This is a genomic window from Chitinophaga qingshengii (genome assembly GCF_014529935.1).
GTDB lineage: Bacteria > Bacteroidota > Bacteroidia > Chitinophagales > Chitinophagaceae > Chitinophaga > Chitinophaga qingshengii.
Window position 1 is genome coordinate 157,367 of sequence record NZ_JACVFC010000007.1, and the last position, 20,317, is coordinate 177,683.

Here is a 20,317-nt window from a genome sequence, read left to right on the forward strand (position 1 = left end):
CGTTCAATCCCTTTTTCACCACACATATAAATGAAGACGATATGAAATCGATGCTCATATTAACCGACTTTTCCGATGCCGCCTTCCGGGCGGCGGAATACGCGACGCATCTGGCGCCTTTACTGGGGGCAGAGCGGCTTATCCTGTATCATGCCTACCGGACAATGGTCGTTGGCAGCGATGTTCCGGTACCCGCCCCACAGGTAGAAAACCTCCTGTATATCGAAAATATGGAAAAGCTGGCGGCCCTGCAGGACCAGCTGCGCATGATGACCGACACCGATACCAAATACGAATTGCTGGCGGAAGATGCTTTCCTGCCAGATCAACTGAATAAACTCTGCCGGGAAAATGAGGTGGAATTGGTAGTAATGGGCGTAGCGGGTAAAACCGGGCTGCAACAGTTTTTTATGGGCAGTAATACGGCACAGGTACTGAAAACAAGCGAATTTCCCGTATTGGTAGTACCCCTGGAAGCGGTAGTCGGCAAGGAGATCACCAGTATCGTATTTTCCACAGACCTGGAGAATATTTCAAAAGCGTCCCTGGAGAAACTACACCATTACCTCGACCTGTTCAAGCCGGAGGTACATGTCATCAATGTAGAATCCGCCACGGAGGACAGGTATTCCGAGGAATCCAGGAAACAGATCACCCGTTTACATGAGCTGCTGGAAAAATATAATCCCGCTTTCCATTATGTAACGGGCACCCATATAGCAGACAGTGTGATAGCATTTTCCAAAGAACATCATGCCTCGCTGATTGTGACGGTGCCTAAAAAACATTCTTTTCTGTCTTCCATCTTCCATAAAAGCATTTCGAAGGAATTGGCCTATAATTCCAACGTGCCGTTATTATCGATACCGGCGTTACCGGATTGATGAGGCGGGGCGTTCATTGGTTTCACAGGGCTAAAGCCCTGTGAACTCCGAGGCATCTCCCTCCGGAACAGCTATGCTTTTACCGTATTCACCACCCCTTTGAAATACCCCAATGATTCTGCGATACCTGGCAGTGGATCGTTCATATCTTTCTCGTATTCGATGCTACAGATACCTTTGTAGCGGATTTTATCCAATGCTTCCACCAGGCTGCGGTAATCAATCACGCCCCGGCCAATTTCTGTCGGTTTGCCGTCTTTAGAGGCGGCGGTTACATCTTTCAGGTGCAGGTCAAATACCCGGTCCTTATAGGCGAGTACAGCCTTGGCGGGGTCTTCGCCGGCACGGGTAGCATGACCGATATCGATACAAAGCCCCATCCGGGCGTCCCTGTTTTTGATATGGTCCCAGGCGTTGCGGGGACCGGGATAAAGTGCATCCTCGGGGCCATGGTTATGCACGGCGAGGCGGATATTGTATTGTTTTACCTGTTGTTCGGTGTAGTCCAGCAGTTCGGGCGTAGGTACGCCTACAATCATGGGTACGCCTGCTCTTTTGGCGTAGGCAAACGCGTCGTCCACTGCCTGTTTCGTTTTCATATAAATAACGCCTACCGCGTATACCTCAATTTCGGCTGCGCGGAATTTACTGAGTACAGCCGCTATTTGCTCCGGGCTGCTTTGCAGCGGCAGGTGAATATCTTTCACGGAAATATGGCGGATATTGGTCCGTTTCATCATGGCAATGGCCTGGTCCAGGTCGAATTTGGCGAAGGTGTAACCGGCTACTCCCATAGCGTGACGGTCTTTCCCCCGGGTATCGGCTGCCGGGCGTGCAGCTGCGGCCAACATAGGGGAGAGGCCGGTGGCGGCCAGTCCCAGCGATGCCTGCAACAAAAAGTTTCTTCTCGAAGACATATGCAAACGATTGTTATAAGGCCAATATCTTCAAATTTTCCGGTATTTTCCGGGCAAATTTTACCGGCGGCTGTTGTTTTCTGAACAGGATGATAATGTTACATTTGTTTTAACCTATAAAACGAGGACCGATGAAACCACGGATGCAAGCCTATACGCCACACCCTGCGCTGCAGGAGTTTGTCAGTAATATCACGATATATGAAGCTGACTTTGCCCGCTCACCGGGGCTCTCCAATATGTACCGGTTTGTTCCTACCTATCAGCGGTATATCATGTTTTATATCAAAGATCCTATAAAGGTGCTGCGGGTGTATAGTAATGAGTTTCAGACCAAATCCGTATCCCTGACCGTGGGACCGCTGGAACGGGCGGTGACGCTTGACCTGGGTCAGCATCATATGGCCCTGGGCGTGGCTTTTAAACCAGGTGGGTTGTTCCGCCTGCTCAAAATTCCGATGACAGAAATGCATGAACAGGATTTTGATACCAGTCTATTGCTGGGAGCCGAAATACGGGAAATCAACGAACAACTGCAGGAACATACAGAGGACTGGGACCTGATGGTACGCATCGTGGAACGTTACCTGCTCAGGAAACTATCAAAGCTGAAACCCATGCTGCCGGTGGATATCGTGATGAACACCCTGGTGGCACATGCCGGCAACCTTACCATCGAACAGCTGGCCGCCGATGCCTGTGTAGGCGTACGCCAATTTGAACGGAAATGTGTGGAACGCACCGGTATGTCCCCCAAACGATATGCACGCCTGATCCGCTTCTGTAAAGCCTATCACCTGAAAGAACTGCATCCCGAAGCCACCTGGACCCGCATCGCCCACCTGAGCGGATATTACGACCAGATGCACTTTATCCGCGATTTTAAGGAGTTTGCAGGTGTTACACCCTCTTTCCTCAATGAAGCATCGCTGGTGAACACCATCCGCCTGCACCGGATGATGACCCAGTAAAAAAAGATGTCGTATTTGTACTATTCATCAGTGCTTAATCACGATAAATTTGTGCGTGAAGAGGGGGTGCTTTGTCTGCCTATCACTATACCTATTGGCATGATGTGATGACAGGCAGGGGTTTCTCAGATAGTATCCATGCACCTTTCCTTCCGCCATGCAAATAAGTCGTCTTAATCAGTAAAAACCATTGTTTGGTTCTCCCCAAAAAAATTTGAAGGTCAAGGGTTTTCGGCCTTGCATATAGTAGTTAATTGGTTTAGAAGTGTAAAAAGCCGCAGCATCATCCGATGACTGCGGTTCTTTTTGTTATCTTTAGTTAAACCTTTTATTCCCCTGTTTATGCTGAAACCGCTATTGCTTTCTTTAGGGTTGATGATCTGTTGCGCAGCTGCCTATGCGCAAACGCCTGTTAAACCGCCAACCCCACTGAACTATCCCCCAAAACCAGATAACCAGCGTAAGGTTACTTTCAAAGACCCCAATCAGCCACCTCCGGATTATTTTGTAGATAGTATACTCAGGAAAAACACAGATCTGCAAGACATCGATCCGAACACCGTCGCCCATATCACTGTCCGGAAACCCACGACACCGGATGCGCACCCGAATGGCGTTGTCTACATCGAAACAAAACCGTTTGTCCGTAACCGTTATTGGCTCATTTTCAGCCAGGATGCCGCTTATCGCAAACTGGTGCCCTCGCCGGGAGAAGATAATGACATCGTTTATGTGGTAGATGGCAAGGTGGTGACAAAAGATCCGGAAGGCAGTCTTGCTGTAGTAAATGCCAATACTTTCGAGGGGCTGACCATACTCAATCGAAAAACACTGGAGCAACAGTACGGCGTGAAAGGGAGAAAACATGGTGTCCTGGTAAAGCTGAAAAACATAAAGTGATCATCCTGGCTGCTTTCCGGTCGTCCCATTTCTGTTAGGTTTGTATGAATATTTTATTATTTTTCGGCCTTCCGGTAAATTTCATGGAATGATCAATTTGAATCTGAAGGCCGAAGCGGCCAATACATACGACGCCATCGTAGTGGGCTCCGGCATCACAGGGGGCTGGGCAGCCAAAGAGCTGTGTGAGAAAGGACTGAAAGTGCTCATGATAGAAAGGGGCCGCCAGCTGGAACATGTAAAAGACTACACCACCGCTACCGCCGCTCCCTGGGAAGTGCCACATCGTGGCGTACTGACCAACGAACTGAAAAAAGACCATCAATTTCTGATCCGCGAACGGGTATACACGGAATTCAACCATAGCTACTGGATGAAAGACGGCGATAACCCGTATACCGAAACCAAACGGTTCGACTGGCAACGCGCCGACATCGTAGGCGGCCGCTCCATCATGTGGGGCCGTGGCTCCCTGCGCCTCAGCGACCTGGATTTTGAAGCCAACGCCAAAGAAGGCATCGGCATTGACTGGCCTATCCGGTACAAAGACCTGGCGCCCTGGTATTCCCATGTGGAGGCCTTCGCTGGTATCAGCGGCCAGGCAGAAGGGCTGCCACACCTGCCGGATGGCGTGTTTCAGCCTCCCATGGAAATGAACTGTTTTGAAAAACATGTGAAAGGCAAACTGGAAGGGGCTTTCCCTGACCGGCGCATGACCATCTTCCGGACGGCTAACCTCACACAGCCTATCGGCGACAGGGGCAAATGCCAGTTCCGCGACCGCTGCAGCCGCGGATGCCCTTTCGGTGCTTATTTCAGCACCCAGGCATCTACCTTGCCGGCGGCGGTAAAAACCGGCAACCTCACCCTGCTCACCGATGCTATCGTTAACAGTGTGATCTATGATGAGGCGAAAGGCAAAGCTACCGGCGTTCGCGTGATTGATAAACACACGAAACAGATGACCGAATATTACGCGAAGGTCATCTTCCTCAACGCTTCTGCACTGGCCAGCACTTTTGTGCTGCTTAATTCCACGTCCAGCCGCTTCCCGCAGGGACTGGGCAACGACAGCGGCGTGTTGGGCCATTACCTGATGGACCATCACTTCCACGCCGGCGCCAGCGGTATCTCGGAAGATTTCAATGATAAATATTACTACGGCCAGCGTCCGGCCGGATTTTATATTCCCCGCTTTGCCAATGTGGGTAAAGACAAACGTTCCTACCTGCGGGGATTCGGTTATACCGGTTACAGCAACCGCACCGGATGGTCGCGCGGTATAGCGGAACTGGGCGTAGGCGATGCGTTTAAAGACTATCTCACCGAACCCGGTCCCTGGCAGATGGGACTGATGGGCTTCGGCGAATGCCTGCCCTACAAAGAGAATATGGTCAGCCTGGACACCAGCGTGAAAGACGCCTGGGGCCAGCCGGTACTCAATATCAACTGCGAATTCAAAGAAAATGAAATGAAGATGCGCAAGGACATGTCGGCAGAAGCAGTTGCCATGCTCGAAGCCGCCGGCCTGAAGAATGTGCAGCCTTTTAACCGCGACTCCTTCCCGGGAATGGCCATCCATGAAATGGGTACCGCCAGAATGGGCAGAGATCCTAAAACGTCTGTGCTCAATGAATGGAACCAGGTACATGCCGTAAAAAACGTGTTCGTGACCGATGGGGCCTGCATGACTTCCTCGGCGTGCCAGAATCCGAGCCTGACCTACATGGCGCTCACCGCCAGGGCAGCCAATCACGCGGTAGATGAGCTGAAACGGCAGTCTTTATAACTATTTTTATTAACTTTATAGCGCACACAGCGCGAAGAGGTGCCTCATCGGCGGATGAGGCACCTCCTTCTTTTTGCCACCTTTTTAAAAGCCGGCCGGCGCCAGGCTGTCACCAAAACTAAAAACCTATGCATCCTTATTCTGAATGGACAGTAATATTGGTTTTCCTGGTCATCGAAATCGCCTTGATGGTGAAATATGGGAAACGTGTGGTGGAAACCTATCAGCAATACCGGGAAAGTGAAGCCCGTGGCGTGGTGCTGGCCATCAGGATACTCATTTTTATGCTGTTGCTGACCGCCGCCGTCCTGTTGGATATCACTTTATGGCCCTCCGGAAAAGAAAGCTGACAGCCAGCAGACAGGGTTATGCTTGATAAGCGGATTTTCGCGGTATATTTGTAGTCCTATGCAGAAGGGTCCTTCCGGCTTTTTATACCGATTTATACAACGTGCGTGGAATTATATCGTCAATATTGGCGTAGACCCGCTCATGCCCTTTATTGAGTCCAGGCGTACCAAACTGCTCAACCTGCTGGCTATTCCCTGTATTCCCTTCATGCTTTTTTTTGCTGTGCTGAATACCTGCCAGGGCCGTTACCTGTTGGCCTTTTTTAATGTACTGACCAGCGCCATTAACGTATTTGTGTTGTGGCTGCACTGGAAACAACGTTACCTGAGCGCCCGCCTGGTGGCCATTGTATGCAGCATTGTGATATACACGGTAGTCGGGCTTTTTTTCCATAATGGCGCCGAATACTTCCTGCTCAATATCCTGATCTGTTGTATCCTGGTATACGATAACCGCTGGATCACCGTCAGTTTGAGTTTGCTCACCATCGCCGCTTTCCTGGCCATCATCTTTTTCCCGCAACACTGGGCCCTGGCCGATCCTGTACCGGCCCAACGGGTATGGGCCAACGTCGCTACGTCGCTGGTGTTTATCATTGTGGCGCTGAACTTTTTTAAACATATCCAGTCAGATTACCAGCGGGAAATAGAAAAACAACGCGAGGTGCTGGCTACTATGAACAAAGACAAGGAAAAACTATTCTCCATCGTCGCACATGATATCCGCAGCCCACTGGCCACGCTGGAAGTGTTGCTGGACATGTTCGGCAAAGGACAATACCCCGAAGAAGAGATGGGAGAGGCGGCAGCCGTGCTGCATAAAAAAATATCGCAACTCGGCGGCTCGCTGGATAATGTACTGCGCTGGAGCTCCCGCAGTATGAAAGGAATTCAGGCGCAGCCGGTCAACTTTTTACTGGAACCGCTGGCCACAGAAGTATTGTATTTTTTTGATATGATCATCCAGCAGAAAAATATTAAGGTGGAGAATAGTATCCCACCGGACTTACTGCTGTATGCAGATAAAGACCAGGTATCCGTCATCCTGCGTAATTTCCTCAGCAATGCTTTAAAATTCAGTTATACCGGTGGCCGGATAGAGCTGAGAGCGCAGCCGGCAGGGCAGCAGGTAGCCATTAGTATTACCGACCATGGTACGGGGATGCTGCCTACGCAGGTGGTTAACCTGTTTTCCTATAAACAAAGTCCCGGCTATGGTACCAGCGGAGAACGCGGCACCGGCCTGGGACTGATCCTCTGTAAAGAGTTTGCCCAACAGAATGGCGGCGAAATCACGGTAGAGAGCCATATTGATAAAGGCACCCGCTTCACCGTTTTCCTTCCCCAGGGCCTGCCCGGTTAAACAGCCTTCGCTACAGCCTTGCGGCGGGATAGTGTAGCCGTTTTCTTTAATTCCACTTCGGGCGCTGTCCCCATCGCCAGCTGCTTATTCTCCATCAGCTGCTTAAATGTTTCCATATAACGGATACCCCAGTTCTCCATGGCAGCTACCACCGGCAACATCGACTCACCGAAGGAGGTGAGGTAATACTCCACTTTTGGTGGCATTTCCGGATAAATCACTCTCCTGATGATACCATGAAATTCCAGTTCGCGTAACTGGAGGTCCAGTACCCGGCGGCTGGCGGAAGGTACCGCCCGTTGCAGTTCAGCAGGCCTTCTTACCCCATTGTTGATGAGGTAGATCAGGTAGGATTTCCATTTGCCGCCGATGATTTCCATCAGGACAGCCATGCCACAGGTGAAGTTTTTCGGGATTTTCTTTTCGTACATCGTCTTGCGTTTTTATACCCGGACAAATTTATCCCTATTTCCGCAAACGGGACATACGGAAAAAATTATCCGTATCCGAACATAATTCCCCTTATTGACTCTTCTGCTTTATTGGCGTCCCTTTGCAGGAGCAAAACGAACAACAAACACACAAAAAAATCAACACATGCGTACAGGAAAGTATGAAGGAAAAAAAGCCGTCGTGACCGGTGGAACACACGGTATGGGGCTTGCCACCGTAAAAATGTTGCTGGAAGGGGGCGCTACCGTGTTATTGACCGCCCGTAATCCCGCCAATGTGGAGAAAGTCCGCCAAACGCTGGGCGGCAAGGTGCATGCCATCGTGTCCGACGCCTCCCGCATCGCCGATATCAGAGAACTGGGCGTTATTGCCCGGGAAAAACTGGGAGAGATCGATCTGCTGTTTATCAACGTTGGTATTTCAGCCTTGACACCGCTGTCGGCGGTTACGCCCGAAGAATATGACGGGATGTTTACCGTTAATACCAGGGGCAGTTATTTCACCGTACAGGAGCTGGCGCCGATCATCAACCGCGGCGGTTCCATCGTATTCACCACCTCCGTAGCCGATAGTACCGGCTTCGCCGGCATGAGCGTGTACTCCGGTACCAAAGCGGCGCTCCGGGCTTTTGCCAGATGTTTCGCCGCAGAACTGCTGCCACAAGGTGTTCGCGTAAATGCGGTGAGCCCTGGTTTTATCGACACGCCTACAATGGGCGTTACCAACGCTACAGAAGAAGAAAGGGCGGCCTTTCGTAAGATAGGCGACCAGGCTACCCCGATGCACCGCCACGGCACCCCGGAAGAAGTGGCCAAAGCCGTATTGTTCCTCGCTTTTGACGCCACGTTTACCACCGGCGAAGAACTGCTGGTAGATGGCGGTATCGGGCAGAGCCTCACTCCGGCTGATGACCATGCCTGACGGCTCGAGGTCGTTTTCCCTCAATTCAACAGAAATTCGTTTGCAGTAGCTCCCCGCTACTGCATTTTTGTGTGCAGTAACAAGAACGAAACTGTTTACACAAAGCCAACAATCATATGCAACCAGCAAAATATACAATGATTACGGGGGCCAGCTCAGGGCTGGGGAAGGAGTTTGCCCGGCAATGTGCAGCGATGGGCAGAAACCTCATCCTCATGGCCTTGCCAGGGGGTAATATGTTCTCCCTGGCGGAAAGCCTGGAACTTGAATACGGTGTAGATGTCCGCTTTTTAGAGTTCGACATGACCAATACAGCGTTATTGCAACAGTCCCTCCAGGAGGTCATGTCACAATACCAGGTAGATTTCCTGATCAACAACGCCGGTATCGGTGGCACTTCTGCGATCACGGATACTTCCCTGGAAAGGATCGACAGTATTATTCAGCTCAATATCCGCAGTACGGTGATCATTACCCGGATGCTGATACCACACCTGCTGCAGCATAAAGAGAGTTATATCATGAATATCGCCAGTATGGCGGCTTTTACGCCGATCGCCTATAAAACGGTGTACCCGGCATCCAAGGCCTTTATCTCTTCCTTTTTCCTCGGGTTACGGGAGGAGTTATCCGGTACCGGTTTATTCGTAAGCGTGGTGTATCCCGGGCCGATCATGACGAATTCGCATACCTCGCGCCGCATTATCGGGCAGGGTTTTAAAGGTAAGATGGGCTTGCTGAATACATCGGAAATAGCGGCGATTGCATTGAAAGGCACTTTCAGCAAATACCGGGTGATCATCCCCGGATTGATGAACCGCATCAATCATAAACTAATGCAGCTGTTGCCATTGTCATTCAGGTTAAAACTGGTGTCAAGAGAAGTCAAAAAGGAAATACAATTTACCATCTGAGCAAAACATGAAGACAGTACTAGTGACAGGAGCCAATGGTTTCCTGGGCTCCAATCTAACCCGGGAACTATACCGGCAGGGTTATGATATCAAAGCGATGATACGGCCTACCGCCGATCTGAAAGGCATCGCAGATATTCCCTGTGAGGTGTACTATGGGCATATCGACAACCCCGATGAAGTGATGGCGGCGGTGAAAGGCTGCGATATCGTGGTGCATGCGGCCTGTATTACCGATCAATGGGATATCCCGTTTGAAGCGTACGAACGGATCAATTATACCAGTACCCGGTATATCGTAGAAGCGTGTATCCGTCACCGGGTGGAACGGTTTATCTATGTCAGTACGGCCAATACCATCGGTCCGGGTAGCCTGCAGCGGCCGGGCAGCGAGTTGAACGGCTTCACCCTGTTCAACGCCAATTCCGGCTACATCAATACCAAATACCTGGCGCAGCAGTATGTGCTGGAACAGGTAGCGGCAGCACAGTTGCCGGGAGTGGTGGTCAATCCCACCTTTATGCTGGGCCCCTGTGATATAAAGCCCAGTTCCGGTAAATTACTCTTGTACGGCCTGGGCAAGAAAATATTATTTTATCCACCCGGAGGGAAAAATTTCGTACATATACAGGATGTGTGCAGGGGAATTATCAATGCCATCACTCATGGTAAACCGGGCGATTGTTACCTGCTGGCCGGTCAAAACCTTAGCTACAGGGAGTTCTTTACAATGGTGAACCGTGTAGCGGGGGAGAAAAAGCTGATGGTACGGATTCCGAAAACGTTCCTGAAAATGGCGGGTATGACGGCCTCGCTGTTACAGCGTTTCACACGGGTACGCAGTAAACTGAGTTATACAGCAGCTTACCTGTTATGCATCGATAACTATTATTCAGGGAAAAAATCAGAACGGGAGCTACAGGTAAGGTATACGCCGATTGAAGAAGCAGTCAGCGGCGCATTTAACTGGTTCCGGGAAAATAACTATTTTTAGGAGTACGGTATACTATGAATTTCCAGGAAAACGAACCTTTATTCTCCAGCAAACTGTTCCTGTATCTGTCCAGGATACTGGTATTATTCACTTTCAGCATCATTTTCAAATCTTTCGATCATACGTTTGTCAACGATCTGAGATTGATGGATGTGAGGGGCTGGGCTTTCAGTGCGTTCTATGTAGCTTTCGGGCTGCTGGTATGGGAAGGAGCCGTATGGCTGGCCCGTGTGCTGGAGAAGAGGATTGGCGGCGGCAGCGCTTCCCGCCGGCTTACCTTCCTGTGTTGCGCGCTGGTGTTATATGGCATGGTAGCTGCCCTGGGTTTTGGCTTCCTGTATGCCATTTCAGATATCGTGTTGTTTCATCGCTATGAGGCATGGGAGAGTTTTAAGCGGTTGAGTTATGATCTCAACTTCGGTATCTTTATGTTTTACCTGCTGATACTCACTTTCAACGGTATTATCTATTACTATACCGCCTGGAAGGAGTACCAGGTGCAGGCGGAACGGCTCAAGCGGGAGAATATACAGGCGCGGTACGATGCCTTACGTAACCAGATAGATCCGCATTTCTTTTTTAACTCGCTGAGTGTGCTCACCAACCTGGTGTATAAAAGCCCGGACCTGTCGGCCGATTACATCACACAGCTGGCGAAGACCTACCGTTATATCCTGGATAAAAAATTTGAGAACCTGGTCACCGTACAGACAGAGCTGGATTTTTTGGAATCCTACCTGTTCCTGATGCGGATACGGCATCAGCAGAGCATACAATTTCGTATAGACATTGACGATAAAGTGCGCCACAAGGGGATGATACCGCCGGTATCGCTCCAGCTGCTGATTGAGAACGCGATCAAACACAATCGTTTTTCTTCTGCTGATCCGCTGGTAATTGAGGTGAAAGATGAAGGAGATTGCCTGGTGGTAGCTAACCGTATCCGCCGGAAAAACAGTACAGAAATATCATCCGGCATAGGCCTGGAGAACATACAAAAGCGTTACGCGCTGATCAGTGACCACGGAATTGAAGTGATACAATCGGATGATCTTTTTATCGTAAAAATTCCCATCATAACTGCCACATGAAGATAGTCATTTTTGAAGATGAGATGCATAATGCCGAACGCCTGATACAACTGTTACGCCAATACGATCCGCAGATGGAGATTGAAGCGGTGATAGAATCCGTAGCTGAGGGTATCAAATGGCTGGAACAGGGTATCGCCGTTGATTTGATGATGATGGACATTCAATTGTCCGACGGCAATTGTTTTGAAATGTTCAGCCAGGTGAAGGTAACAACGCCGATCATCTTCACCACTGCCTACGATGGTTTTGCGTTACAGGCGTTTAAAGTGAACAGCATCGACTACCTGATGAAGCCGATAGATGCAGCAGAACTGAGAAGAGCATTGCAGAAATATGAAAATTTCCGGCCAACTGCCACTACTGCCATCAGTATAGAGAAGATTGCCGAGGAGTTCATGAAACGCAACAACACCCGCTTCATCGGGAAAATCAACAATCAGCTGGTATATGTGAAAGCGCAGGACATTGCCTATCTGCAGTTCGCCAAGGGAATGACAGTGGCCACTACGGTCTCGAATCAACGTTTTCCGCTGGATTATTCGCTGGACCAGATAGAAAAAATGCTGGACCGGAACCTGTTTTTCCGTATCAACCGGCAGTTTATTATCCATATCGATGCGATAAAAAAAATAACGACTTATTACAATAGCAGATTAATTCTTCAATTAGCGCCTTATGTTGATACTGATGTTATTATTAGCCGTGAGAGGGTGGCGGAATTCAAGAGCTGGCTTGAAGGCAAAAGCTAATGCCGGGAAGCAGCCCGTTTAACCTTTCTGTACAGATTTTTACAAGACAAATTTTATTGGTGGTTTTTAAGATACCGGGAATGATATTCCCGGTTTTTTTATGCATGGGCCGCCAGAACAAACAACAAGTAGTGTTTGCTTTCCTTTCTCCTTTTGGGTAATTTTAGGGAGAACCAAATGTAGCAGTCATGAAAAGTACCGGTACTTTATGCGTGCATCCACTCGAACCCTCGGGTACCCTGGACGGAGCCGCTACGGCGGCAGTAATGCCGGCTACCGCCTACGCCTATGCGGATACGGAGACCCTGCGGTACCCGGGATTTTACAGCACCTATAATCAGCAACGGCTGGGGCAAATTATCGCTAACCTGGAACAGGGGAGCTGGGGTATGGCCTATAGCTCCGGTATGGCGGCTATCAGCACCGCTATCCTGTCTTTTGCGCAACACGGTGATCATGTGCTTTTTTCGCGGGACCTGTACGGCGGCACCTGGAAACTGGCGGAACAGGAACTGCCCAAACGGGGTATCCGTTGCAGTTATGCCGGCAATACACTGGCCGATTTTGAAGCCATGCTGGAAAAACATACAAAAGTTATTTACCTGGAAACGCCGGCCAATCCGTTGTTGAGCATAGTCCCTCTGAAAGAAATTGCCACCCTGGCTGCCAGTCGCGGTATCATAACCATCGTAGACAATACCTTTGCTACGCCTATCAACCAGCAACCATTGCTGCACGGCATCGATATTGTGATACACAGCGGCACCAAGTACCTGGGTGGTCATAATGACCTGCCTTTCGGTGTACTCGTATCTGCCCATGCAGACCACCGCGGCCGTATTATGGACACTGCTAAAATGTATGGCGGTTCCCTGGCGCCACAGGAATGTTACCTGGCGGAACGAAGCCTGAAAACACTGGCCTTGCGGGTACAACAACACAATGACAATGCGTTGGCACTGGCGCAGTACCTGTCGGTATGCCCGCAAGTGGGACAGGTGTTTTACCCCGGATTGCCCACGCACCGGGATTATCAGCTGGCTTGTGAACAGATGTACGGCTTCGGCGGGATGCTTTCCTTTGAACTGAATACCACACCCGACAAGCTGGAAGCTTTCCTGGAGCACCTGGAGCTCATCAAACCGGCGCTGAGCCTGGGTGGGGTGGAGAGTCTTATTTGTCAGCCTTCCACTACTTCGCACCGGGCCTTGTCGGCCGCCGACCGGCAACAACTGGGTATTGCAGATAACCTGTTGCGGCTGTCTGCCGGCATCGAAGATCTGGCGGACCTGAAAGCAGATATTGATCAGGCCATGCAGCGCGCGGGCATTTGATATATGCCTTGCCGTTAATTGTCGTATTTTTGTGGGCTATGAACAATCAGTTGACAGCCTTATCCGAAAAATTGTTTGCAGAAAAGGATGGTAGCGCCTTTTCCACCCTGAAAGATAAACTCATCCGCAGTTTCGCCGGTAAGGAACGGCAGGCGGTTATTACAATATTGGTACAGTATTCCCGGGAAGGCCAGCTGTTGCACTGGCGCACCTACCTGCTCACAGACATTATAGGACTGGTAGTTCCCGGTGAAACCGAATGGCGGTCTTTTTTTGAATGGACTATCACTCAACCAGCCCTTACCTATTGGGGAATTGACGGTTTACTTAAAACGGCGGGCCGTGAGGCTTACCCTACCTTGATCGCACTGGCGATAGACGAAACCGTGAAGACAGATCAACGCGCCAAGGCTATCAAAAGTATGGCGATGTATAGCCGTCAGCCGTTCGACAGGGAACTGCCTGCTGATCCGGGTTATTGGAAACCGGAGCAGCTGCGTTTAACTGAACTGCTGGCGTGGCAGGAGCAGGGGTATCCTGATGGCGCTGGTTATGCGCCGCCGCCGGTGCATCCTTCGTTGCAACATCCCGGTAATGACTTCGAGAAACTGATAGCGAAACTGGATAAACAGCTGGAGAAGAAACGCCGTAAAAATAAAGATCTCGCCAACCCGCATAGCTGGCTGGTGATGGCAGATGAAAAAGATATAGCGGATATCCGTCACCGTTGGGCATTGCCGAACCTGTATGAAACCTTCCTGCGATATTATTCCCCGCTGAAGGTAACATTCACCGGAGCCGATTTTGTGGAAGGTCTGTATCTGTATGGTGCACATGAACTGGTAGCGCGGCAGGCCGGTTACGCCTATAACGGGGTTACCGGAGAGCTGGTAGCAGATTGGCCTGGTAACATGCTGGTCATCGGTGACGATGGAGCCGATCCTTATTGCCTGGATCTGTCTGCTATTCATGACGGTGATGCGCCTGTTTATACCGCAGAACATGGCCAGGGACAGTGGGATTTTGAATTGTATGCGGAGAGTTTTACCGGCTTTCTGCAAAAGATGATCAGTCATAAATAATCGTTCAATATACCTATGCGTCATCTCCCTTTTTTACAATTACTTGTCATCAAAACCAATCAGCCTGAAAGGCTGGCTGCTTTTTATACGATGTTGGGAATTGAATTTGAATACCACCGGCATGGTAAAGGCCCTTTTCACTACGCCAGTAAAAATGGTCTGCCAGTTCTAGAAATTTATCCGCTACCTTCGGATGATGTCGTTCCGGATAATACCACCCGCCTGGGTTTCGGGGTATCAAATCTCGATGAACTGATTGTGCGGTTAACGGAGCAATATATAATCGTGGTTACAATGCCCGTAAAAACGGAATGGGGTTATCGTGCGGTAGTACAAGATCCTGATGGCAGAAAAATCGAACTAACGGAAACGCCTAATTGAAATCATATACCGTCACCTGCACCCCTTTATCTGTCAGTTCCTGCTCAATGATAGGCGCTATTTTATCCCAGGAGCCTCCCGCCAGGCCGCAACCAATACGGGGCATATGGACGGAAGCCTGATGAGTAGTTGCAAAGGCATATACTTCCCGCAAACCTTCCTGTACAGCCTCATAACGAATTGGAGGGGTGCCGCTTTTGCCGTTGGCGATCTTATGCTGACCAATCACATTCACCACCCAAAGACCTGCTTCCACGGGTACTAGTTGTGCTTTTCCCAACACAAAATCCTTCTTTGAAGCAAACCAGTCCCGGTATTGTTGCTCCGGCTCCGGCCAGCGGGCCGATATAGCCAACACAAATCCTTTGCCCCAGCGACCGACATCATTGCAAATATGGACGATTATTTTATTACCGCTGCCAGTGGGTTGGGTGGCATCTCCCTGTATATATCCGATATGGTTCATCTCCCTGAAAATTGCTTTGCGTCAAAAATACGTTAACAAAATTAAACTTCCAAAATTGCCGCTTGAACGAGTAATGAATTAATGATATATGTTTAATGTATTTTTGACAGATGAGATCAGGATTTCAATAATTCAGGATCAGGAAACAGCATGAGCGGGTAGATCTAGATGCTTTGGAAGCGCAATACAATATTACACTGCCGCCATTATACAAACTCTTTGTCAGCACGTTTTTCCTTGGGCCGGAGGCTCCTATTGATGAAGAATACTATTGGCCCGCTTATCAGCAGCATCGCAGGGCCACAACCGTGATCTGTATAACAATCCGGAAAGGGCGAGTATTGGCAAATAAAAGAAGTATAATCCCCTGTCTGCCGTTTGCTAACAGACAGGGGCAATAACTCAGGCAACAGACAAACGCGCATCACCGCTTTCTTTCAGCCTTTTTTGGTGATAGACATAAGAACCTGCCAATATACCGTAGAAGATCAGCATTGGCCACACCGTAGCTATTTGCCCGATGGCGATGAGGGAATAAGTGGCGCCGGTGAAGTCGAAAAACACGCCGGCATAAGCCCATTCCTTCAACCGTGGATGACCAGGTGTCACGATAGCGATAGCACCGAGTAATTTAGCGATGCCCAGAAATGGCAGCAGGTACATCGGATAACCGAGTTGCTGAAAGATAGCTTTGGAATCTGAGGTAGACAGGGCATTTGGAATGCCGGACATGATCAGGCCCACGACCAGCAGTCCGGTGAAAATCCAGTAGAGAACAATTGTCTTTTTCATATGGATGGTATTTATGTATTATTGTATCGTTGCCAGGAATGCTCCCAGCTTATTCATGGTCTGCTGTGCACCTTCTATGGCGCCGTATTCGCGGATCACTTTCTCCCGTACTGCCGGTGAGTGGAAGATGGAACGCATCGTCACGATGGTTTTACTGTCTTCTTCTTCAAAAAGCACTTCTACATCGAACCCTTCCGGATCGTTGTCTATGCCGGAATCATGCAGGTAAACGAGGCGGGACGGCGGTTCTACTATCCGGTAGGTGACGCGGTTGGGAAAGTCCCGGCCCCAGCCATGCATGGTGTAGCTCCAAATACCACCCGGACGAACATCGATGGAGTGGAAGGTGTTGGTAAAACCATCCGGTCCCCACCAGCGGATCAGTAGTTCCGGTTCTGTCCACGCCCTGAAAACCAACGTCCGGGGCGCCTGAAAAGTCCTGGTAATTACCAGCTCGCGGTCAGCAGTAGCGCTGTCATTTTTTGTTGCCATGTTTTTTATTTTTGGTTTGTAGGTCTTCCAATACGTTGTCCAGTAAGTCAAAACGGGCGTTCCACATCTTCTTATACTGTTCTACCCAGTCGGATACTGCCTGTAGTTTCTCCAGCTTGGCCTCACAGAATCGTTCCCGCCCTTTTTGCCGCATCACGATCAGCCCGCATTCCGTGAGTATCTTGATATGCTTGTACACCGCTGTCCGGCTTACATCAAACCGCTCCGTTACCGTGTTCACGTTCAGTGGGGTGGTAGCGATCATCTGAATAATTTCCCGTCTTGTTGGATCGGCAATTGCCTGGAATACATCTCTTCTCATAATATGCAACCTTTTGGTTGTACAAATATATGCAACCTTTCGGTTGTATAACAAATTTTTTTTTCGGGAGATGACCGGGTTATGATTTACGCCCCTGGTTTGATAGTTTTGTGTGAACAGGTAACATCTTCTATTTCACGTTAAAAGAAAAATCACCTTGATAAAAAAGATTCCCTTGTTGTGCTTGCTTGTGCTGGGATACAGCCAGTGGCTTTCCGCTCAGCAGTATTATTTGTTTATCGGCTCCTATAACAAGGATAAAAACAAGACAGGTATCTATATCTACCGGTTTAATCGGGCCACCGGAAAATCAGACATGACGGATACCATTGGTAACGTGCTGAACCCTGGTTACCTGGTGCCATCGGCCAATGGCAGCTACCTGTACGCCTGTACGGAAGCACAAACACCCAAAGCAGGCAGCGTCAGCAGCTATGCGTTTAATCCGGAAACAGGAAAAGCGGTATGGATCAATAGTCAATCCAGCGGGGGAGATAACCCGGTGTACATTACGGAACATAAGAGCGGCCGCTGGTTGGCGGTAGCCAATTATACGGGCGGAAGTGCGGCGGTATTGCCCGTAGAGAATGGTCATGTCGGCAAAGCGGCACAGGTGTTTGCGTTTAAGGATAGCAGTCTCACCGACCGGCAGCGGAGTGCGCATATTCACTCGGCAGTACTGGACCCGGCGCATCGTTTTCTGTTCCTGCCCGATCTGGGCGCAGATAAAATCCGCTGTTTTGCTTTCGACGCGCAACTGCCGGCGCCTTTACAACCCGCCACGCCGCCTTTTACCGCCACAGTGCCCGGCAGCGGACCGCGGCATTTTGCTTTCCATCCTACACTGCCGCTGGCTTACAGCATAGAAGAATTATCCGGTATGGTGACAGCCTATCATTATGCCAATGGTAAACTGGACAGTCTGCAACGGATAAAGGCGCATTACAAACGCGGGCAGGATATCGACTATAGCGGTGCTGATATCCACGTATCGCCCGATGGCCGTTTTTTATATGCCTCGATCCGGGCAGAAGAGAACATCATTGTGATCTATGCGATAGATCCGGCAACAGGTTTGCTGACGAGGATAGCCCGGCAATCTACCGGCGGCGATCATCCGCGTAATTTTGTGATCGACCCTACCGGCAAATATTTACTGGTGGCTAATATGATGAGCAATAATGTAGTGGTGTTTGAACGCAACGCGCAAACCGGGTTACTGAAGAAAACCGGAACAACGCTGAACATGCCGGCGCCTTCCTGTTTACAGATAAAAGCGTACTGATTGTTACCAGAGAAACGGCAGCAAAACACGTCGCCGTGATGGATAGTCGGGGAACTGCTGCCGGTACCAGCGTTGATTGGCGGCAGCCCTGGGTACCAGGTTGGCGCAGGTCCAGATAAAGAAGGCCAGCGCTGGCGCACTCCAGGTAAGCATCGCATAACCACCCCATTCCAGGATCTCGCCCATCAGGTTGGGAGAAGTAACGTATTCGAAAAGTCCGCCCTGTGGCAACTTATAGCCGGTTTCATGTTTACCCCGCAAACCGATCAAATGATAATCCGCCGACCAGTTGATGATCATACCACTGAAAAAGAACAGGGTACCCAGTATAAAAGGAAAACTGGTCCACCAGTCGTCGGGATAATGGGCGTAATGCGCAAACCAGGAACCCAGCAACGAACCATTGACGGTATTAAACAACATGGCCGATAACATAATCACCAGCGGCATTTTTTTACCCCGGGTACGTATCATAAACGGATATACGAAGCTGCGGTGCAGGTAATGGAGCAGGAACATACCGGTCATGATACCCGCCGGTGAGGCCCATTGTACCCTGGTGGGGGGCTGCCATACAAAAAAAGATACCAGGACGGTCGTCTCCATTAATACCCATCCCAGTTTATTACTCACCATAGGACCCCACTTTTCGGAGGTATAGCGGCCATAGGGCGCTTCCCGGCGTAACAGGTAAAACGCTGCGATGATGCCGATGACAGACCAGCCGCCAATAAAAAGATAATACTGCTGAAGAGAAGGATATTGATTCATGAGAGCATCCTGTTTTCTTTAAACCATGCAATGGTATCCTGCAAGGTGTTCACCAGGCTGCCGGGCTGAAACCCCAACTCCCTGCGGGCCTTGCTATTGTCTATTTTACGATTGCTGCGGGTAAGATTATACACCGACTGCCGGGTGTAATATGGCGCTCCGCCGGTAAGCCGAGCCCATGCCCGCACCAGCGGTAACGATCCCATCACCAGCCATAACGGTACTACGGGTAGGAATATACGTTTCCCTTTGATACGGGCTATGTGGGCGGACAGTGTTTTCAGCGTCATCCATTCACCGCTGAGGATGTAGGCCTGGCCGGGTGTACCGGCTGTCAGCGCCTGAACAATCGCATTGGCTACCTGGCGTACATCTACAAAATCAACGCCGCCGGGAAATATAGCCGGTATCTTCCCCTGGTAAATACGAATCACGGCATCTCCTATGAGGGAAGGCCGCTGGTCAAACGGACCGATAACAGCTGTCGGCGCCAGTACGAGCACTTCCAATGAAGGGCCATTGGCCGCCAGCGCTGTTTCCTGGGACACTGCTTTGGAATGATCATAACTGTAACGCATACCCTGCGTATACGGCCGGGTTTCATCCATCGGCATATCATAGGGCGCCTGTTCGTAAGCGGTAATGGAACTGATCAGTAAAAACCGCCGTACGCGGGAGCGTTGCGCCACTTCAGTCAACAGCCGGGTGGTAGCGGTATTGAAATGAAACGCGTCCATATCAGGAGTATCACTCACGGAAATCACCGCTGCCATATGGATCACGGCATCCATATCCTGTACAAAAGCGGCCACAAAATCAGGGTCTAACAGGGAACCATATACGTAGGTGACACCGGTAACGGGCGCTTGTGTTTTTCGGGCATGTATCCTCAACTGGTGTCCCTGAGCCAGCAGCAAAGGGGTGAGTACGGAACCGATATACCCCATTGCGCCGGTGATTGCGATTTTCATGCATCGAATATAATATTTTATTCTATGTTATGAGGTTTGGAGTGGGTGTCATTTTAGGCGACGTGGGATGGGGGACAAATCCTGAACCCCAGGGTTTTAAAGTCCCGGGGAATGCGTAAATC

At 50.0% G+C, this 20,317-nt stretch carries 23 protein-coding genes; 15 read left to right on the top strand and 8 right to left on the bottom strand.

Annotated features, from left to right (window positions below; genetic code table 11):
- Window positions 1-41: 41 nt before the first annotated feature.
- On the top strand, window positions 42-884 hold the full coding sequence (locus ICL07_RS31720; RefSeq protein WP_188092082.1) for a universal stress protein: 843 nt from the start codon (window positions 42-44) through the stop codon (window positions 882-884).
- 71 nt (window positions 885-955) lie between these two features.
- On the opposite strand, the gene ICL07_RS31725 is transcribed toward ICL07_RS31720, so the two are convergent.
- Window positions 956-1,801: a sugar phosphate isomerase/epimerase family protein gene (locus ICL07_RS31725; protein WP_188092083.1), complete on the bottom strand. Its 846-nt coding sequence runs from the start codon at window positions 1,799-1,801 to the stop codon at window positions 956-958.
- Window positions 1,802-1,932: 131 nt separating this feature from the next.
- Between ICL07_RS31725 and ICL07_RS31730 the strand changes: the two genes are divergently transcribed.
- The 5 genes from ICL07_RS31730 to ICL07_RS31750 all read left to right on the top strand — a co-directional run bounded on the left by ICL07_RS31730 (window position 1,933) and on the right by ICL07_RS31750 (window position 7,174).
- Window positions 1,933-2,772: a helix-turn-helix domain-containing protein gene (locus ICL07_RS31730; RefSeq protein ID WP_188092084.1), complete on the top strand. Its 840-nt coding sequence runs from the start codon at window positions 1,933-1,935 to the stop codon at window positions 2,770-2,772.
- A gap of 342 nt (window positions 2,773-3,114) precedes the next feature.
- The gene (locus tag ICL07_RS31735) at window positions 3,115-3,672 is read left to right on the top strand and encodes a hypothetical protein (RefSeq protein WP_188092085.1); all 558 of its coding nucleotides are present in this window, start codon (window positions 3,115-3,117) and stop codon (window positions 3,670-3,672) included.
- A gap of 88 nt (window positions 3,673-3,760) precedes the next feature.
- The gene (locus ICL07_RS31740; RefSeq protein ID WP_188092086.1) at window positions 3,761-5,461 is read left to right on the top strand and encodes a GMC oxidoreductase; all 1,701 of its coding nucleotides are present in this window, start codon (window positions 3,761-3,763) and stop codon (window positions 5,459-5,461) included.
- Window positions 5,462-5,589: 128 nt separating this feature from the next.
- Window positions 5,590-5,811, top strand: coding sequence for a hypothetical protein (locus ICL07_RS31745; RefSeq protein ID WP_188092087.1), 222 nt, complete (start codon window positions 5,590-5,592; stop codon window positions 5,809-5,811).
- Window positions 5,812-5,869: 58 nt separating this feature from the next.
- Window positions 5,870-7,174, top strand: coding sequence for a sensor histidine kinase (locus ICL07_RS31750; RefSeq protein WP_188092088.1), 1,305 nt, complete (start codon window positions 5,870-5,872; stop codon window positions 7,172-7,174).
- On the opposite strand, the gene ICL07_RS31755 is transcribed toward ICL07_RS31750, so the two are convergent.
- Window positions 7,171-7,605: a winged helix-turn-helix transcriptional regulator gene (locus tag ICL07_RS31755; RefSeq protein WP_188092089.1), complete on the bottom strand. Its 435-nt coding sequence runs from the start codon at window positions 7,603-7,605 to the stop codon at window positions 7,171-7,173. The two genes, ICL07_RS31750 and ICL07_RS31755, sit on opposite strands and share 4 nt — an antisense overlap.
- A gap of 166 nt (window positions 7,606-7,771) precedes the next feature.
- On the opposite strand from ICL07_RS31755, the gene ICL07_RS31760 reads away from it, so the two are divergent.
- The 8 genes from ICL07_RS31760 to ICL07_RS31795 all read left to right on the top strand — a co-directional run bounded on the left by ICL07_RS31760 (window position 7,772) and on the right by ICL07_RS31795 (window position 15,096).
- Window positions 7,772-8,548, top strand: coding sequence for an SDR family oxidoreductase (locus ICL07_RS31760; protein ID WP_188092090.1), 777 nt, complete (start codon window positions 7,772-7,774; stop codon window positions 8,546-8,548).
- 116 nt (window positions 8,549-8,664) lie between these two features.
- A complete protein-coding gene (locus ICL07_RS31765) occupies window positions 8,665-9,462 on the top strand; it encodes an SDR family NAD(P)-dependent oxidoreductase (protein ID WP_188092091.1) in 798 nt (265 codons plus the stop codon).
- A 7-nt stretch (window positions 9,463-9,469) separates the two neighbouring features.
- Window positions 9,470-10,456 carry an NAD-dependent epimerase/dehydratase family protein gene (locus ICL07_RS31770; RefSeq protein WP_188092092.1) on the top strand — a complete coding sequence of 329 codons (987 nt, stop codon included), beginning with the start codon at window positions 9,470-9,472 and terminating at the stop codon, window positions 10,454-10,456.
- Between the two features lie 14 nt (window positions 10,457-10,470).
- Window positions 10,471-11,547: a sensor histidine kinase gene (locus tag ICL07_RS31775; RefSeq protein WP_188092093.1), complete on the top strand. Its 1,077-nt coding sequence runs from the start codon at window positions 10,471-10,473 to the stop codon at window positions 11,545-11,547.
- Complete coding sequence (locus ICL07_RS31780) at window positions 11,544-12,299, top strand: LytR/AlgR family response regulator transcription factor (protein ID WP_188092094.1); 756 nt, start codon at window positions 11,544-11,546, stop codon at window positions 12,297-12,299. The genes ICL07_RS31775 and ICL07_RS31780 overlap by 4 nt, the downstream gene beginning before the upstream one ends.
- A 188-nt stretch (window positions 12,300-12,487) precedes the next feature.
- Window positions 12,488-13,633 (top strand): trans-sulfuration enzyme family protein, encoded by a 1,146-nt coding sequence (locus tag ICL07_RS31785; RefSeq protein ID WP_188092095.1) that lies wholly within the window; start codon window positions 12,488-12,490, stop codon window positions 13,631-13,633.
- Between the two features lie 38 nt (window positions 13,634-13,671).
- Window positions 13,672-14,715 carry an SMI1/KNR4 family protein gene (locus ICL07_RS31790; protein ID WP_188092096.1) on the top strand — a complete coding sequence of 348 codons (1,044 nt, stop codon included), beginning with the start codon at window positions 13,672-13,674 and terminating at the stop codon, window positions 14,713-14,715.
- A gap of 15 nt (window positions 14,716-14,730) precedes the next feature.
- The gene (locus ICL07_RS31795; protein ID WP_188092097.1) at window positions 14,731-15,096 is read left to right on the top strand and encodes a VOC family protein; all 366 of its coding nucleotides are present in this window, start codon (window positions 14,731-14,733) and stop codon (window positions 15,094-15,096) included.
- Here ICL07_RS31795 and ICL07_RS31800 read toward each other — a convergent pair.
- The 4 genes from ICL07_RS31800 to ICL07_RS31815 all read right to left on the bottom strand — a co-directional run bounded on the left by ICL07_RS31800 (window position 15,089) and on the right by ICL07_RS31815 (window position 17,168).
- Window positions 15,089-15,562 (bottom strand): macro domain-containing protein, encoded by a 474-nt coding sequence (locus ICL07_RS31800; RefSeq protein WP_188092098.1) that lies wholly within the window; start codon window positions 15,560-15,562, stop codon window positions 15,089-15,091. The two genes, ICL07_RS31795 and ICL07_RS31800, sit on opposite strands and share 8 nt — an antisense overlap.
- Before the next feature lie 402 nt (window positions 15,563-15,964).
- A complete protein-coding gene (locus ICL07_RS31805; protein WP_188092099.1) occupies window positions 15,965-16,354 on the bottom strand; it encodes a DoxX family protein in 390 nt (129 codons plus the stop codon).
- A gap of 18 nt (window positions 16,355-16,372) precedes the next feature.
- Window positions 16,373-16,846 (bottom strand): SRPBCC family protein, encoded by a 474-nt coding sequence (locus ICL07_RS31810; RefSeq protein WP_188092100.1) that lies wholly within the window; start codon window positions 16,844-16,846, stop codon window positions 16,373-16,375.
- Window positions 16,830-17,168 (bottom strand): ArsR/SmtB family transcription factor, encoded by a 339-nt coding sequence (locus ICL07_RS31815; RefSeq protein ID WP_188092101.1) that lies wholly within the window; start codon window positions 17,166-17,168, stop codon window positions 16,830-16,832. The genes ICL07_RS31810 and ICL07_RS31815 overlap by 17 nt, the downstream gene beginning before the upstream one ends.
- A gap of 175 nt (window positions 17,169-17,343) precedes the next feature.
- Here ICL07_RS31815 and ICL07_RS31820 point away from each other — a divergent pair, with 175 nt between their 5' ends.
- Window positions 17,344-18,453: a lactonase family protein gene (locus ICL07_RS31820; protein WP_246485219.1), complete on the top strand. Its 1,110-nt coding sequence runs from the start codon at window positions 17,344-17,346 to the stop codon at window positions 18,451-18,453.
- 3 nt (window positions 18,454-18,456) lie between these two features.
- Here the strand turns inward: ICL07_RS31820 and ICL07_RS31825 are convergent, their stop codons facing one another.
- Entirely contained in the window at window positions 18,457-19,224 is a 768-nt protein-coding gene (locus tag ICL07_RS31825) for a phosphatidylethanolamine N-methyltransferase family domain-containing protein (RefSeq protein ID WP_188092103.1), read from the bottom strand.
- Entirely contained in the window at window positions 19,221-20,195 is a 975-nt protein-coding gene (locus ICL07_RS31830; RefSeq protein WP_188092104.1) for an NAD-dependent epimerase/dehydratase family protein, read from the bottom strand. The genes ICL07_RS31825 and ICL07_RS31830 overlap by 4 nt, the downstream gene beginning before the upstream one ends.
- Window positions 20,196-20,317: the final 122 nt, after the last annotated feature.